The following is a 15,437-nucleotide window of genomic DNA, read 5'->3' as shown; positions in this document are numbered from 1 at the left end:
TGTATTTTTGCAGAAAAAAAACTTTTGGGTAAAGATAAACTTAGGCGTTTTGCAGAAATTGAAACATTTGCAAACGTATATCAATTAGAACAAGGAAAAACTTTAAAGGGAAACTGGGCTTCAGAACATTTTAAAAATACGAATCCCATTGTGCTCGAGCTGGCATGTGGAAAAGGCGAATATTCGGTAAACTTAGCCAGGTTATTTCCTGAAAAAAACTTTATAGGTATTGATTATAAAGGTAACCGCATTTGGAGAGGCGCAAAAACAGCTATTGAAGATGGAATTAACAACGTTGCTTTTTTAAGAATCCAGATTGAAAATTTATTGGAGTATTTCAACGAAGGAGAAATTGATGAGATCTGGATCACTTTCCCCGATCCGCAACCACAAGATAGCCGTGAGAAAAAACGTTTGACTTTCCCCGCATTCCTGAACCGTTATAAACTTGTTTTAAAACCAGGCGGCAATGTTAATTTGAAAACGGATAATGACCAATTGTATGCTTATACTTGCGAAAAGGTTGCAGAATTAGGATTGCCTGTACATAAAAATACCGATCATCTGTATACTTCAGAACTGGTTGATGAAGTATTGTCGATCAAAACCTATTACGAGAAAAAATACTTGTTACACGATAAAAATATTAATTATATTCAATTTTCTTTTGAATAATGGATACCAATTTTTACGAACAGGTTTATGAGATTGCCCGGTTAATTCCGAAAGGAAGGGTTACATCTTATGGGGCTATCGCGAAAAGTTTAGGTGCAGCAAAATCATCAAGAATGGTTGGACATGCCATGCTTTATGCCGGAACAGCCCATCCTGGTGTGCCTGCCCATAGGGTGGTAAACAGTAGTGGCTTGTTAACCGGAAAGTTTCATTTCAAGCCGCCCGAACTGATGGAGGAGTTGTTAAGGAAAGAAGGCGTTGAAGTGAAGGACGATAAGGTGGTGAACTTTAAAAAAGTATTCTGGAATCCGCTCGAAGAAATTACAGTATAACGGGTAAACTTCGTTTATAATCGGTAAGGGTAAAAATAATCAGAATCAATAAACCTAAACAGGCGTAGAAAATTTCGTCGGTTAAATTCCCTTTAAAAAGCGTAAAGGCTAAGATAACAAAGATAATACTAACAAAAAACTCAATAAGACCATGAAGTTTAAGGTTAATGATCTTAAAAATACCCCCGCTGAAATTAGTGGTTATCGTTAATAAAAAATGAATGATGCCCAATGTGTAAGCCAATGTTGAAGCGGTTTTAGAAAGACCAAAAATATCGGGCGAAGCCAATAAAAGCATTACCAATAGGTAATCTAAAACGGCATGAAATTTTGGAGATATCATTTTCATAATCAAATGTTTATATCCCTAACAAATAACAGTTAAAAAAGATTTTAAAATATGGGAAAGCTTGTAGAAGAATTTAATGGCTATCGTGAAAAAATGAACGATAGAATTATGGAGACGGCGAATACAAATATTAAACGATTTTTTGCGCTCGATACAACCTCCTATGCTGATGGAGCCTTAGATGTTAAAACGAAAGAGATGTTAGGCCTGGTAGCCTCGATGGTTTTGCGCTGTGATGATTGCATTAAATACCACCTCGGAAAATGTTTCGATGCAGGTGTAAATCATGATGAGATGAACGAAATTTTCATGATCGCCAATCTCGTGGGCGGTAGTATTGTAATTCCACATTACAGGAGAGCGGTGGAGTATTGGGATGAATTGAGTTTGGAGGCGGGAGTTTAACTCATTTTGTACAGAAGAATCGTCATGCTGAACTTGTTTCAGCATCTGCTTGAGAAAATTATCTCAAGATAAAGACCCTGAACTAAATTACCTACGGTGAGCTCGCTTAAGGCTCGGTTTACTGTGTAGCTTTCCGCTGCGCTACAGGTCAGGGTGACGAGCGTATTTTATTGATCGCCATTTTAACAGTTTGTAAAGAATATTTAATTTAAATTTTTCGAAAGGTGAAACTATGCAAGACTCAAAAATACGCTGTAGTTGGGCCGGAAACGATCCGCTCTATATCAAATATCACGATGAAGAATGGGGAAAGCCTGTTTATGATGATAAAATTTTATTCGAATTCCTGATTCTCGAAGGTGCGCAGGCTGGCTTAAGCTGGATTACTATTCTCAGAAGACGGGAAAACTACCGTAAAGCCTTCGCCGATTTTGATGTTAACAAAGTAGCCGCTTTTACCGAAAAAGATATAGAGCGCTTAATGAACGATGAAGGCATTATCCGTAATCGTTTAAAAGTTAACGGAGCCATTACCAACGCTAAACTGTTTATCGAAATCCAGAAAGAATTTGGCAGTTTTTCTAAATACATGTGGGCTTTTGTTCCAGGTGGCAAACCGATCCAAAATCAGATTGAAAAAATGAGTGATGTTCCGCCAAGAACTCAACTTTCCGATCAGATTAGTAAAGACATGAAGAAACGTGGTTTCAAATTTTTCGGCACCACCATCTGTTATGCACATATGCAGGCAACCGGCATGGTTAACGACCATTTGTTAAACTGCTGCGCAAGGTAATGTTTGCTTCAGCTACAATACACACGGATAGATTTTTATTGAGGCAATTTTGTTCTGACGATCTAGCATTTATTTTTGAAGGATTATCCCATCCTGATGTGATTCGCTATTATGGTGTGCGCTATGCAAGCCTAGAGGAAACCAATGAGCAATTGATCTGGTTCAATGACCTTCAAAAAAATGAAACAGGTATCTGGTGGGCAATCTGTGATAAAGAAAACCTTGGTCTCTTAGGTGCCATAGGATTTAATGATTTAAGTAAAACAGATCAAAGTGCTGAAATCGGTTTTTGGCTGTTGCCCAAACATTGGGGAAAAGGCATCATTAAAGAAGTAGCAAATCCCATTTGTAATTATGCCTTTGAGAAATTAGGCTTAATAAAAATCGAGGCTATGGTTGAAACTCAAAATGAAAACAGCAAAAAGGTACTCCAAAAACTTGATTTTGATTATCAGAAAACAATGGAGAACTGTGAAATTAAAAACGATAAGCTGATCAGTTTAGCCATTTATATAAAGCTAAAGCGCGATGATATGAGTTAAAAGATCTTGCAATCCTAAAATCTATTTTTAATCCTAGCTCTATTTCTTTGTGGCGTTATACTCCTTAACCCATTCTATTACATCTCTGCTATTAAAATCTGTCCCAGCTTCAACTTTAGCTTTTAAAGCAGGTTGGTCGCCCATTTTTTGCAATAAAATATTTTTAACTTCAGTTTTTTTAGTGTCTTCGGTTATTGCTTTCATAGGTACTTCCTGTAAAGGACCAGCACCTGGTTTTTCAATAAAGTAACGAACAATAGGCGCACCCGCTGGTCTCTCTGGTGCAGCATTACGGCCACTGCCGATGCTAATGCCTCCACCCATACCCATGCCACCATAACCACCGGTTCCTGTTCCAATACCAATTGATGGCCTGAATTTTACTTTTTTCTCTTTTACTGCAGGAACCAAGGTACCTCCGCCAAAAGAATAAAGATTAACCGTTCCCATTTCGATTACCTTAACAAAACGGTATTCGAAATTGCGCCCATTTGCAAAACCCTTGCTCACAAAGCTATCACCGTTCCAGAAGAAGTTCTTAACATCCTTAGCAGGCAAAATCACATCGGTTTCATCATTGGCGCTAATAAAAACCGAAAAATAATCGGTGCCCTTTATCGTTCCACGGATGACATCATCGTTGTTTTTAACAATAAAATCCTGAGCTGAAAGTTGATTTAGCGTAAGTAAGAAAAGAAAAACAGATAATAGAAATTTCATATGCTCAATTGCTTTTCACAAATAACGGAACTTAATTCCAAAACATACTAATTCAGATTAATTTTGATATTTCCTGTCGCTACATCAGGATGCTCTTTTTGAAAATTAATAAATGATTCTTTCATTTTATTTAAAGCATAAGCTTTTGTATTGACAATATTCTTGCCCAATGCATAAAACTTATTCAAAATATAAAGCTTAAACAAATAATTCTTTAGCTCTGGATCAGCTTGGGTATCAGTCATCACTTTACGCAGACTTTCCCGATCAATAAAATTAACCAGTCCGATATTACTGGCAATGTAGTTGGCAATCTTATTAATAGTTTCCTGTTCATTGCTAAAAGCATCTTTAGCAGCGTTAATATCCTCGATTGATTTTAGCTGTACGGCAATTTCTTTTGCCAAAACTTCTTTGTTAACAGCAATCAATCCCTTTGGAATATAAAATATAGAATCGGTTTTATAAGGATCAACAAAGAGAAATAGCGTATCTTTTGTAGTTGGATTTATCAAAGTATAACGATCTACAATACCTGTATTTGAATGTTGACTATTTCTTTTAGTAAAGTCGATTTTTGATCCATCAGGCCAGCGGTAAGAATTTTCGAGTTTGGCCATTCTTACTCTTAAATTATCCCGATCGGAAATGTTTTTAAAGGCACCACTGCCTATTGGCCGATCGATTGACGCGCCATAACCATCATTGGGTCCTTTTAGGTTTTCGAAAGTGATATAGGTAATCAAGGTATCGGATGGAAGCTGAGCCTTGGTTAAGCAGGCAGTCATGCAAAAAATTAAGGTAAAGAAAGTTTTCATAAAAGCGTTTTTTATAAATGATGCTTAAAGTAAGAGATTTCAATAAATAATTTATTTTTTTTTGTTGACAAAGCATTTTAGTGATATGACTAACTTTGGTTACTTTTATCATCCGATAAATCTGTTTGTCGGTATAACATTAATCGGTGTAATCACATGAATAAAAAACTCTTTCTCCTAGATGGTATGGCGCTGATGTACAGGGCGCATTTTGCATTAAGTAAAAACCCTCGTTTCACCTCAACAGGCATTAATACATCGGCAGTAATGGGCTTTACCAATACTTTGTTAGATGTTTTGAAGAAAGAAAAACCAACACACATTGCAGTTGTTTTCGATACCGAGGCGCCGACTGAAAGGCATACTTCTTTCGAAGCGTATAAAGCACACCGCCAGGCTATGCCGGAAGATCTGGCTGCGGCGATGCCTTATGTGATTAAATTAATTACGGGTTTTAATATTCCAGTGATTACCTCTGATGGTTACGAGGCTGATGATATTATTGGTACACTGGCCAAAAAAGCAGAGCAAAAAGGCTATCAGGTTTATTGTATGACGCCTGATAAAGATTTTGCACAATTGGTTTCTGAAAATATTTTTATTTACAAACCTGCTCGTATGGGTAACGATATGGAAATTTTGGGTGTAAAAGAAATATTAGCGAAATGGGAGATCGAAAATGTATTACAGGTAATCGATATTTTAGGATTATGGGGCGATGCGGTAGATAATATACCGGGCATTCCAGGCATAGGAGAGAAAACGGCAAAAGCATTGATCAAGCAATATGGCTCTATGGAGAACATTATTGCAAACTCCCATGAGCTAAAAGGTAAACAGCGTGAAAACGTAGAGAATTTTGCAGAACAAGGTTTAATCTCAAAAAAACTGGCTACTATTTTATTGGATGTTCCTGTTGAATTAGACGAAGCCAGTTTGGAACTCTGCGATCCGAGCCGCGATTTATTAGAACCGCTATTTACTGAATTAGAATTCAGGACTTTAGGTCGCAGGGTATTTGGCGATGAATTTTCGGTTACTACAGCACGCTTTCAGGAAGGTACGCAGACAGATTTATTCGGAAACCAAGCAGGCGAAGCCATTCAATATACCAATACGCTTGAAGAGGAACCAGCAGAAAAGCTTCCGGCTAAAACCATAGAAAATACTGAACACGATTATCAGCTGATTGATACTGCTGAGCAACGTGCAGATCTAATTAAATTATTGCTTGCCGAAAAACGGATCTCATTTGACACGGAAACTACGGGTACCGATGCAAACATGGCCGATTTAGTTGGTTTATCTTTCTCCATAAAACCACGCACAGGTTATTACATTCCGGTTCCGGCAGTGAGAGAAGAGGCTCAGGTTATTGTTGACGAATTTAGAGTCGTATTGGAAAATGAAGAAATTGAAAAAATTGGTCAGAATACCAAATACGATATTTTAGTGTTGAAATGGTATGGTGTTCAGGTGAAGGGTAAACTTTTTGATACCATGCTTGCGCACTATTTAATCGACCCTGATACCCGCCATGGTATGGATGTTTTATCAGAGAACTACCTTGGTTATTCACCGATCTCTATTACCAAATTGATTGGTGCAAAAGGCAAAAACCAAGGCACCATGCGTGATGTGCCTGTAATAGATGTGGTAGATTACGCGGCCGAAGATGCTGATGTGACATTACAATTAGCGCACATATTTGAACCAAAATTAAAACAACTAAATGCAGCCAAGCTAGCCGAAGAAATTGAGAATCCGTTGGTTTATGTTTTGGCAGATATAGAAAAAGAAGGTGTTCGTATTGATATCGAAACCTTAAAAGCTTATTCTAAAGAACTCGAAACTGAGATCATCAAGTTCGAACAGAATGTTTACGATAAAGCAGGAATTAAATTTAATCTTGCCTCGCCAAAGCAATTGGGAGAAGTTTTATTTGATAAACTTCAGTTAGATCCGAAAGCAAAAAAAACAAAAACCGGTCAGTACCAAACAGGAGAAGACGTTTTAATGGCCTTAGCAAGCAAAAGTGATATTGTACAGGATATTTTAGACTTCCGCCAGTTACAAAAACTCAAATCAACCTATGTTGATGCATTGCCTTTAATGGTTAACCCTAAAACAGGTAGAGTGCATACATCCTACAATCAGGCCGTTGCAGCAACGGGAAGATTAAGCTCCAATAACCCAAATTTACAGAATATTCCGATCCGTACCGAGCGTGGCAGGGAGGTGCGCAAAGCCTTTATTGCAAGGGATGAAAACCACATTTTGTTATCGGCCGATTATTCGCAGATAGAATTGCGCATTATTGCCGAAATCAGTAAGGAAGAGAATATGCTCGATGCTTTTAACAAAGGGATCGATATCCACACGGCAACAGCAGCTAAGGTGTATGGCGTAAGCATCGAAGAAGTAGATGGAACACAGCGCAGAAATGCCAAAGCCGTTAACTTCGGAATTATTTATGGTCAGTCTGCTTTTGGTTTATCGCAAAATTTAGGTATTCCACGTAAGGAAGCTGCCGAAATTATAGAACAATATTTTGCACAATACCCAGGGATTAAACGTTACATGAGCGATACCATGAACTTCGCACGCGAGAACGGATTTGTAGAAACCATAATGGGCAGAAGACGTTATTTAAGAGATATTAACTCTGCCAACCAAACCGTAAGGGGTTTTGCAGAACGAAATGCCATTAATGCACCCATTCAAGGTTCTGCAGCCGATATGATCAAGATTGCGATGATCAATATCCATAAAGAAATGAAAGCGCAGGGTATGCAGTCAACCATGACCATGCAGGTGCATGATGAGTTGGTGTTTGATGTGGTGAGATCGGAAAAGGAAGCGATGAAGGCAATTATTCAAGATAAAATGGCCAATGCCATTAAACTCACGGTACCCATTGTAGTAGAAATTGGTGAAGGAGATAATTGGCTGGCTGCACATTAAAATATGAAAGCAATCTTCTTATTTATGGTAAGTTACTTTATAGCACTCGGATGTATGGCGCAAAAAAGCGATACACTGGTTACCTATAATTTTGGAGGTAGCTCCACAAAAAAGGAAAGTGTAAGCGTATATAAAATTAACAAGAGAGATACGCTCGCATGGGTTAAAACTACCGCCGATAAAAACTTTGTTCTGCTTAAAAAAGAGACCTTTGCCGATGAGCAGCTAACGATACATAATGGAAACTATCAGGAGTTTTTGAATGGCAAACTCTTTATCCACGGACATTATGATAAGAATGCTAAAGTAGGAAAATGGATCATTTACGATTCTTTGGGCAACACGGCGCAAGAAATCCATTTCTTGAACAATAAGTTTGATGGTTTATATAAATCTTATTATGATAAAGAGCATATAAAAGATCAAGGTTGTTTTAGTCGGGGCCTAAAAACCGGGGAATGGAAATTCTTTTACCTCAACCAACAACTGGCAGCCAAAGAGCTTTATAATACAACAGGCGATTTAACAGACAGTGCGTATTTTGATCAAAACGATCGGCCAACGGTGAAGAAAAACATTTTAACCGAGCCAATTTTCAAGGGCGGTTATCCGAGGTTTTATAAATTCCTGGCTAAAAACCTTCGTTTTCCTGACCCCGATCTAACTGGCAGGGTAGTTTGTTCCGTAACGGTAAATACCGACGGCCGTTTATCAAACATCGAAATATTTTCCTCATCGCACGATAGCCTAAGTCAGGAAGCCATTAGGGTGCTCAAATTATCACCTCCATGGCTTCCAGGTACTTTGTTTGGTGAACCTATGGCTATGCAAACCAAAATTGCAATCAACTTTACAATTAACTGATGATTTCTTTTTTGATAACTGAACCATCCTAAACGGAGTTTATTTGGAAAGAAAAAGTAGATGTAAAATTAGTGCCCAGCAATGAACAACTATCGGAAGTTAGGGATATCGCTAACAAAAAAAGTTATAGCTTTATTCTCAAGAAAGTGAAAGTTTAATAATACCAAACCGTTTAATAAATTATTAAAAATTATTATCTTCATTAAAACTTCATATCAATTAATCAATTTTATATCAACAAATAACGAGTAAACAAAAATTAAGGATTATGAAACCTCTGAGTGAAAACGAAGAAGCTTTATGGTAATTAAAAAACAAATCTAAAAAACATGAAAAAATTATTGAGTTTAATCGCAATCGCAGCATTTGGTTTAACAACAGCATTTGCTCAGACACCAGCAACAGCTCCAGCAGCTAAAGCTAAAACAGTTGTTAAAAAAGAAGTAAAAACTACAACTGCACCAGTAAAAGCAGGTGTAAAACAAGAGGCTAAAAAAGTAGAAACTAAAACAACTACTACAGCTGCTAAAGTAAAAGCAGATGGCACGCCAGATATGCGTTTTAAAGAAAATAAAGCAAAGGCGGTAACTAAAGTTGCTGGTCCAACTAAAAAAGACGGAACAGCTGATATGCGTTACAAAGCAAATAAAGCTGCTGCTAAAAAGAATTAGGTTCAGGTTTATAATTTGAAGGGTCTCCAATGAAAATCGGAGGCCCTTTTTTTGTTTTAATGGTACCTGTTCGAAAGACACATTAGGTGCATTCAAAGAGATGTCGTCATCTCGACTGAAGCGCAGCGGAACGGAGAGATCTATCTAGACAGATTTAGCTTCGCTGAGCACTATGTGGTTCTCGACTACGTTGCACTCCGCTCGAAATGACGGTTTTCGTTGGTCGTGATTTGCAATCACAACCGTTCAAACGGTGGATTTGTAATCCGCACGAGACTATAAGTTTATCGTCTCACCAATTTCTGGCAACAATAGTGTTTTATTTTCGCGTTTAAATTTATCTAACGCAGCCTGAGTATCAATTTCGATTACCGGAAAGGTATTGTAGTGTACACCGATTACATGATCACAGTCGAAATATTTAGTCGCAACCAAAGCATCATCAACATCCATGGTATAATTTCCGCCGATAGGTAAAATGGCATAATCCAGGTTGTAAATATCAGCCAAAACTTTCATCTCGATGGTTAAACCTGTATCGCCTGCAAAGTAAATCTGTTTGCCATCCACTTCAAGTACAAAGCCTGCAGGATTACCTCCGTAACTTCCATCTGGCAAACCCGATGAGTGGGTTGCAGGCACCATGCGTACAGTTCCCCAATCAAACGTAAATTTGCCAAAATTCATTCCATGTACTTTTTCTACACCTTGTTTACTTGCCCAATCTACTACTTCTGGCATGGCAATAACTGTAGCTTGGGTTTGCTTGGCTAGTTCTACCAGATCGGCCACATGATCGCCATGGCCATGACTAACCAGGATATAATCGGCCTCAATGGCTTTAATATCTATATGTTTAGCTAATGGATTGTGCGATATAAACGGATCGAATAGTAGTTTTTTACCGGCTGCCTCTAACAGGAAGCAAGATTGGCCGTAATAGGTATATTTCATAATAATAGTATCAAGATTTGAGTCTCGAGTAGCAAGATCGATTCTTCTTAGGATAAACAGTTAAGTTAACTAATGGTTTTATTGCCCAAACATACCGCCTAAGCCTCCAAGCATATCTTGTGCTGATGCCTGCATTTCGGCGGCACTTACCTGTTCGGCGCTTGCCATAGCCTTATTAATAGCCGTTAACAAAAGTTCTTCTAATTCTTCCTTATCGGCATTTTTCAAAAACTCCTCATCAATGGAAATTCCGGTGATGGCCTTGTTTGCTGTAGCGGTGATTTTTATGGCACCATTTTCAACTTCGCCAAATACTGAGATCGTATCAAGGCGTTTTTTAATTTCCTCGGCTTTTTGTTGAGCCGCAAATAATTTATCGAACATAATCGTTTTGTTTTAGAATCAAACTAAATCCGGCCTAAAATCGTATTGGCTTCATCAAGAAAGCGCTCAATCTTTTTAGTGCCTGTAAAGCTTTTAAGGATTAAAGTGGTTGTTTTGTTTTTGGTAGGCAATAAAATCTCTGCCCTAACTTCGGTGCCCGAATAAATAAGATTGGTTGTTTTACGGATAATATGAAAACGGACCAGGTCATCAAATGGATATTCTTTTAATACGCGGCCGGCAAAAGTGGAACGGATAATTTTCCTCTGGCTTTTATCAAAACGGATGTTGGAGGTTGCTGCAAAAAGAAGCGCTAAGCCAATAACCGCCGGAAAATAGGTGAGTAATATTTTTTGAAAAAAACCTTCGTTTGTTAAAAAATCTGGGTTAAGCAATATCGCAACGGTAACTCCTATCAAAATCAATCCCATGATTAAGCTGCCTATCTTATTATCGCGCAATAGGTACACGCCACCCTCTTCTTTAAAAAACTGAAAGTCGTAAATAGTTTGTTTAGGAATTACCGGTGCATTTGCAAAAACAAGTTCATCGATTTTTGGAAGAACTTCCTGTTGAAATTGAATCAGATTCGGATTGGTAGCTTTGTTATAACCGCTGGAGACGATTATACCCTTGCCATGCCGGTTGCTTTTTTTAAACAGCCTATAATTATATCCACTACCCATGATTTCATAAGCCTGTACCGAAGCAATATCATCAAAGGGGATTGAACCTGTTGGCAAAAAACCGATCTTCTTATATAGAACCCTGCTGTTGCCATCAAAAATTACTTTTGTTTCAGCAATAAAAATCAGTAGTAACGGAATTAATAACAGGCAGCCATAATATCCAAGAGTGACACCAGCAGAATAGCCCTGTACCGATCTCGATAAAAAGAAAATAAAGGCCGCAATTAATACAAAAAATATAAGTCCAACTATCCTTAAATTTCTTTTCGGATAGATGATCAACATGCTTGACTCAATAATCCATTTAGTTTTTGCCATAAAAATTAATCTTCGTCAGAACCCGGCAAGCTTCCGTTGCCGTGGTAAGCCCCTTTACGGATAACCGGCATATTGAAATGTTTGTACAGCTCATCAAGATGCATCAAACTTCCATTAGTAAGGTTACCTAAAAATATGATTACAATATTTTTGTCTAAATCTCGCACATAAATATGACGGAAACCATGCCACCAACCCGTATGATAAACTACTTTGTCCATCTTCTCGCCATCGAATATTCTCCAGCCATAGCCATAGTTAAAATGGCCGTTTATAGGTTTATTGCGACCTACATACGCCGAATCGAGACTCTTTTTGGTCAGTAATCTTCCGTTTTTCAAGTATTTATCAAATAATACCAAATCGTGGACCGTGCTATAAATGCCTTTATCTCCAACAGGACCGTCTAGAAAATTCTGCGCAACAGAATATCTGAAACTATTGCGGTCGTGACCAACCACATCAACCGGAATTTTTTCATACTCAGTGGTGCTATATACATGCGTGTGCTTTAATCCAGCTGGTTTAAACACATGCTCCATCATGTACTGCGAGTAACGTTGTCCGGTAACCTTTTCTATAATGGCACCCAAAACCATAAAGTTCGAGTTGTTATAGTGAAAGCGGTTATCTGGTTTAGTGTATGGGTTTGGTTTCCGCTCAGCAATAACATTCATTACTTCCTGATTGGTTACGCCTTTTTTCATGTTTCGTTTTTCCTTACGCCAGATATCATCTATAAAGTACACATAGTTCATCATGCCGCTGCGGTGAGAAAGCAATAATTTCACCGTTATGCCCTCGTATGGGAAATTAGGATAGAATTTTTTTACATTATCGTTTAACGAAAGTTTTCCGGCTTCTACCAATTGCATAATGGCTGTACCGGTAAAGGTTTTGGTAATTGAAGCCAGCTCAAATTCTGAGTTGATGGTTAAGCTATCGCGATGCAGGTAATCGGCCCATCCAACGGCTTTTTCGTAAAGAATTTTTCCATCTTTGGCTACCAGCATATTTCCGTTGAAATTGAATTTCCGGTGTAGGTTATCTACAAAATCAGCAATCCATTTATCACCTTTTTGCGGATTATAAACCAATAGAAGGCTATCTGCTTTGTCGTCGTCTTTGGTGCGGATTTTTTTTTCAGCGGCCTTTTTCTCTTCAGATTTTTTGCTTGAACATGCGGTTAGTAAAGTTACAGAGAGGGCTAATGCTGAACATATATATCGAAAATTCATTTATATTAGGGATAGTGTATTTAAAACCCGAAAATTAAAGAATTTTAGACGGTTAAAACGAAAGAGTTTTACACATTTTCGCAATTTTGATTGTACCAGCATTCAAATAAGTGACCTTTACTTCCATAAACGGGGTCGCTGTCTGGATTTTTCACTTTGGCTATGGTTTCATCTGCTTCAGGCCGTTCTTCGGCTTTGCCATATTTAATATCGTAATCTGAGCCATTCGGGTATGCACCAACAACAGTGAAGTCGTCGGTTGAGTTCAGTTTTTTATGTGCCACACCCGCAGGGATAATAATTACATCGCCTTTATCCAGTTCTATACAAACACCATGTTCACCTCCAAACTGTACATCGGCCTTGCCACAAAATACACCCATTACTTCGTGCGTATTGCTGTGGTAGTGGTGGTAATCAAAAATACCATCAACCCAGGTATTGGTATAACCGTTCTGTGCGAAAACTTTCTTGATTACTTCTTCTGTATCATCAGGGTGCAACCTAAATGTACCTTTGTAAATCATTAACGGTAAAGTAGGATTGTTCGGGAAATTGCCATTCTCCTCTATTTTATGTGCAACTAAATAAGCTTCTTGTATCAATTTTTCTTTGTCCATGATTTGCGGGTGTTTTAATAGTTAACAAAGTAATGGGCAAAGGGTTTAGAGATCGCGATTTTTTCTCCCGCAGATCCAAGGAGATTACCGCAGATTGTGGTTCTTTTATCTATCTGCGTCGGTTGCGATATCTGCGGGAAAATTTGCATTTGGGTTTTCTCCCACAGATTTAAGAAGATCGACGCAGAGTCGCTTTCTTTTTCTTAGAATTTTGATAATTACAGAGATTATAATATTTTTAGTTAATCATCCTGATTTAAGAATAGCCATTAAATTTTTATACTATGGATGAGAATGATATCTCCTACCAGATTAGGGGTGCAATATTTACAGTTTACAATGCGTTAGGCCCTGGTTTGTTAGAATCTGTTTACGAAACGGTACTGGCTTATGTTTTAACCGAAAACGGCTTAGATGTTAAGCAACAGGTAAAATTACCAGTTGTCTTTGAAGGTATAACTCTTGATGCCGGCTATCGGATAGATTTATTAATAAACGATCTGGTCATTATCGAAGTAAAATCAGTAGAAACACTTGCGCCTGTTCACCATAAGCAGGTACTTACTTACCTGAAACTTTCTGGCTTACGACTTGGAATGCTTGTTAATTTTAATTCTTCAAACATATCACAATCAATCTGGAGAAAAGTGAATGGCCTTTAATAAATGTTTTCTATAGATTTAAGAAGATTAATGCAGATTTCAACTATTTTTATCTGTGCACTTTGCGATATCTGCGGGAAACAATTTGCTATTTGGGTTTTGTCCCACAGATTTAAGAAGATTCGCGCAGATTAAAGTTGTTGATATTCAGTACCAGAGATAAGAGACTTCCCAGCTAACTTTTAAGCGGTAATCTTTTTCCATAGCTTAACTGGCGCCAGATCCATTCGATGGGGCCATAATTATACCTCGAAAGCCACCATTTGCTAAAGTAAACCTGCAGCGTGTAAATAATAATCGCCAATATTAAATAAAAGCCTATTGGCATTGATGTCCAGATACCAAGACCAAAGCCAGAAAAAATAAGCAGGCCGATCAGGTTTTGTACCATATAATTGGTCAGGGTCATTTTGCCCATAACTGCCAAATTACCCAAAAAGGTTTTGCATTTACCTGAAATATACAGCCAGCAAATGGCGCTGGAAATAAATAACATGGTGCTTAAAATTAGCCAATAACGTATGTTATAATAATCCTTAACGTTCCACTTTAATTTATCGATAATAGGAAAATAGGCAGAAAGCATTAGGGTAACACCCAATGAAATCCAAAACATTTTTTTTACCAGCTTTATTTTGGTTGGCAATGCATTAAAGAAATTGATCTTGTACAGGCTAAAACCCCATAAAAAACAACAGAACATTACAACATGTACGGTATATAAGTACGGCTTACTGATCATTTGGGCAACATAGGTGCCTTTTAGTCCGAAGTACAGTACATCTACCAGGTGATTGCTCCTGTAGAGGTAAAACAGTTTTGTGATATCCTCGCGGCCAGTGTCGTGCAGCGAGTTGACAAAAGCACTTAATGCCGGAATAATCAACAAGAGCACCAAGCTTACCGCAAAAGTGGTTTTGGCCGAGCTTCGATAGAAGAATAGCAGTAACAGCCCTAAAATGGCATAATCTTTTAGAATATCGCCAAAAAACAATGCACTGTTAATTAATGCGAGCACCAGCAGCCAGAACATGCGACCTGCAAAAAAAGTATAAGGATTCTGCCCCTTATTGCCTATGTTGTTCATTAGAACAGCAAAACCGTAGCCAAAAAGCAAACTCAACATTGTCCACGATTTGGCTGCAAAAACTGTCTTTGAGAAATACATCAAGCCGTCGGTTAAACCATCTGGCTTGAAGAGAACAGAGTCTTTATCCAGTACAAAAAAATCATAATAATTCATCAAAACAACACCTAAAAGCGCCCAGCCTCTAAGTATATCAATAATCATCGTGCGCTGATTGAGTTGGATAGGTTGGCTTGATAGGGTATTCATACAGTAGAAATTAATTATCTTGCTTAAAGGCACGATAGAATATTTTATTAGAATTTAATGGTGCTTATTATAAAGAATGATGATGATGATGACAAAAAGG

General features: G+C 37.9%; 18 protein-coding genes. 9 read left to right on the top strand and 9 right to left on the bottom strand.

Annotation, left to right across the window (positions count from 1 at the left end; genetic code table 11):
- Positions 1–24: 24 nt before the first annotated feature.
- Positions 25–675 carry a tRNA (guanosine(46)-N7)-methyltransferase TrmB gene (gene trmB, locus AC1DNH_RS19000; protein ID WP_477579041.1) on the top strand — a complete coding sequence of 217 codons (651 nt, stop codon included), beginning with the start codon at positions 25–27 and terminating at the stop codon, positions 673–675.
- The gene (locus AC1DNH_RS18995) at positions 675–1,007 is read left to right on the top strand and encodes an MGMT family protein (protein ID WP_477579042.1); all 333 of its coding nucleotides are present in this window, start codon (positions 675–677) and stop codon (positions 1,005–1,007) included. Before trmB ends, AC1DNH_RS18995 begins: the two co-directional genes overlap by 1 nt.
- Here AC1DNH_RS18995 and AC1DNH_RS18990 read toward each other — a convergent pair.
- Complete coding sequence (locus AC1DNH_RS18990; RefSeq protein WP_477579044.1) at positions 997–1,356, bottom strand: hypothetical protein; 360 nt, start codon at positions 1,354–1,356, stop codon at positions 997–999. The genes AC1DNH_RS18995 and AC1DNH_RS18990 overlap by 11 nt on opposite strands.
- 51 nt (positions 1,357–1,407) lie before the next feature.
- Between AC1DNH_RS18990 and AC1DNH_RS18985 the strand changes: the two genes are divergently transcribed.
- The 3 genes from AC1DNH_RS18985 to AC1DNH_RS18975 all read left to right on the top strand — a co-directional run bounded on the left by AC1DNH_RS18985 (position 1,408) and on the right by AC1DNH_RS18975 (position 3,099).
- Entirely contained in the window at positions 1,408–1,761 is a 354-nt protein-coding gene (locus tag AC1DNH_RS18985; RefSeq protein WP_029274957.1) for a carboxymuconolactone decarboxylase family protein, read from the top strand.
- Between the two features lie 232 nt (positions 1,762–1,993).
- Positions 1,994–2,557, top strand: coding sequence for a DNA-3-methyladenine glycosylase I (locus AC1DNH_RS18980; protein WP_477579048.1), 564 nt, complete (start codon positions 1,994–1,996; stop codon positions 2,555–2,557).
- Positions 2,557–3,099 (top strand): GNAT family N-acetyltransferase, encoded by a 543-nt coding sequence (locus AC1DNH_RS18975; protein WP_477607636.1) that lies wholly within the window; start codon positions 2,557–2,559, stop codon positions 3,097–3,099. Before AC1DNH_RS18980 ends, AC1DNH_RS18975 begins: the two co-directional genes overlap by 1 nt.
- A gap of 39 nt (positions 3,100–3,138) precedes the next feature.
- Here the strand turns inward: AC1DNH_RS18975 and AC1DNH_RS18970 are convergent, their stop codons facing one another.
- The gene (locus AC1DNH_RS18970) at positions 3,139–3,819 is read right to left on the bottom strand and encodes a hypothetical protein (protein WP_477607634.1); all 681 of its coding nucleotides are present in this window, start codon (positions 3,817–3,819) and stop codon (positions 3,139–3,141) included.
- 47 nt (positions 3,820–3,866) lie between these two features.
- The gene (locus tag AC1DNH_RS18965) at positions 3,867–4,637 is read right to left on the bottom strand and encodes a hypothetical protein (RefSeq protein WP_477607632.1); all 771 of its coding nucleotides are present in this window, start codon (positions 4,635–4,637) and stop codon (positions 3,867–3,869) included.
- Positions 4,638–4,793: 156 nt separating this feature from the next.
- Between AC1DNH_RS18965 and polA the strand changes: the two genes are divergently transcribed.
- From polA to AC1DNH_RS18950, 3 genes are all read left to right on the top strand, one after another.
- Complete coding sequence (gene polA / locus AC1DNH_RS18960) at positions 4,794–7,601, top strand: DNA polymerase I (protein WP_477607630.1); 2,808 nt, start codon at positions 4,794–4,796, stop codon at positions 7,599–7,601.
- 3 nt (positions 7,602–7,604) lie between these two features.
- The gene (locus AC1DNH_RS18955; RefSeq protein WP_477607628.1) at positions 7,605–8,465 is read left to right on the top strand and encodes an energy transducer TonB; all 861 of its coding nucleotides are present in this window, start codon (positions 7,605–7,607) and stop codon (positions 8,463–8,465) included.
- 329 nt (positions 8,466–8,794) lie between these two features.
- On the top strand, positions 8,795–9,136 hold the full coding sequence (locus tag AC1DNH_RS18950) for a hypothetical protein (protein WP_029274964.1): 342 nt from the start codon (positions 8,795–8,797) through the stop codon (positions 9,134–9,136).
- Between the two features lie 276 nt (positions 9,137–9,412).
- Here the strand turns inward: AC1DNH_RS18950 and AC1DNH_RS18945 are convergent, their stop codons facing one another.
- From AC1DNH_RS18945 to AC1DNH_RS18925, 5 genes are all read right to left on the bottom strand, one after another.
- A complete protein-coding gene (locus tag AC1DNH_RS18945; RefSeq protein ID WP_477578856.1) occupies positions 9,413–10,090 on the bottom strand; it encodes a metal-dependent hydrolase in 678 nt (225 codons plus the stop codon).
- A 78-nt stretch (positions 10,091–10,168) separates the two neighbouring features.
- Positions 10,169–10,474 (bottom strand): YbaB/EbfC family nucleoid-associated protein, encoded by a 306-nt coding sequence (locus AC1DNH_RS18940; RefSeq protein ID WP_057930731.1) that lies wholly within the window; start codon positions 10,472–10,474, stop codon positions 10,169–10,171.
- A 23-nt stretch (positions 10,475–10,497) separates the two neighbouring features.
- A complete protein-coding gene (locus AC1DNH_RS18935) occupies positions 10,498–11,481 on the bottom strand; it encodes a hypothetical protein (protein ID WP_477578854.1) in 984 nt (327 codons plus the stop codon).
- A gap of 5 nt (positions 11,482–11,486) precedes the next feature.
- A complete protein-coding gene (locus tag AC1DNH_RS18930; RefSeq protein WP_131029486.1) occupies positions 11,487–12,719 on the bottom strand; it encodes a serine hydrolase domain-containing protein in 1,233 nt (410 codons plus the stop codon).
- A 68-nt stretch (positions 12,720–12,787) separates the two neighbouring features.
- Complete coding sequence (locus tag AC1DNH_RS18925; protein ID WP_477578852.1) at positions 12,788–13,339, bottom strand: cupin domain-containing protein; 552 nt, start codon at positions 13,337–13,339, stop codon at positions 12,788–12,790.
- A 284-nt stretch (positions 13,340–13,623) separates the two neighbouring features.
- Between AC1DNH_RS18925 and AC1DNH_RS18920 the strand changes: the two genes are divergently transcribed.
- Positions 13,624–14,001 (top strand): GxxExxY protein, encoded by a 378-nt coding sequence (locus tag AC1DNH_RS18920; protein ID WP_477607624.1) that lies wholly within the window; start codon positions 13,624–13,626, stop codon positions 13,999–14,001.
- A 175-nt stretch (positions 14,002–14,176) separates the two neighbouring features.
- On the opposite strand, the gene AC1DNH_RS18915 is transcribed toward AC1DNH_RS18920, so the two are convergent.
- The gene (locus AC1DNH_RS18915; RefSeq protein WP_477578848.1) at positions 14,177–15,337 is read right to left on the bottom strand and encodes a DUF418 domain-containing protein; all 1,161 of its coding nucleotides are present in this window, start codon (positions 15,335–15,337) and stop codon (positions 14,177–14,179) included.
- Positions 15,338–15,437 lie beyond the last annotated feature (100 nt).

It is taken from the genome of Pedobacter sp. 01N310 (assembly GCF_056399805.1).
This window is presented reverse-complemented; position numbering and strand designations above follow the sequence as displayed.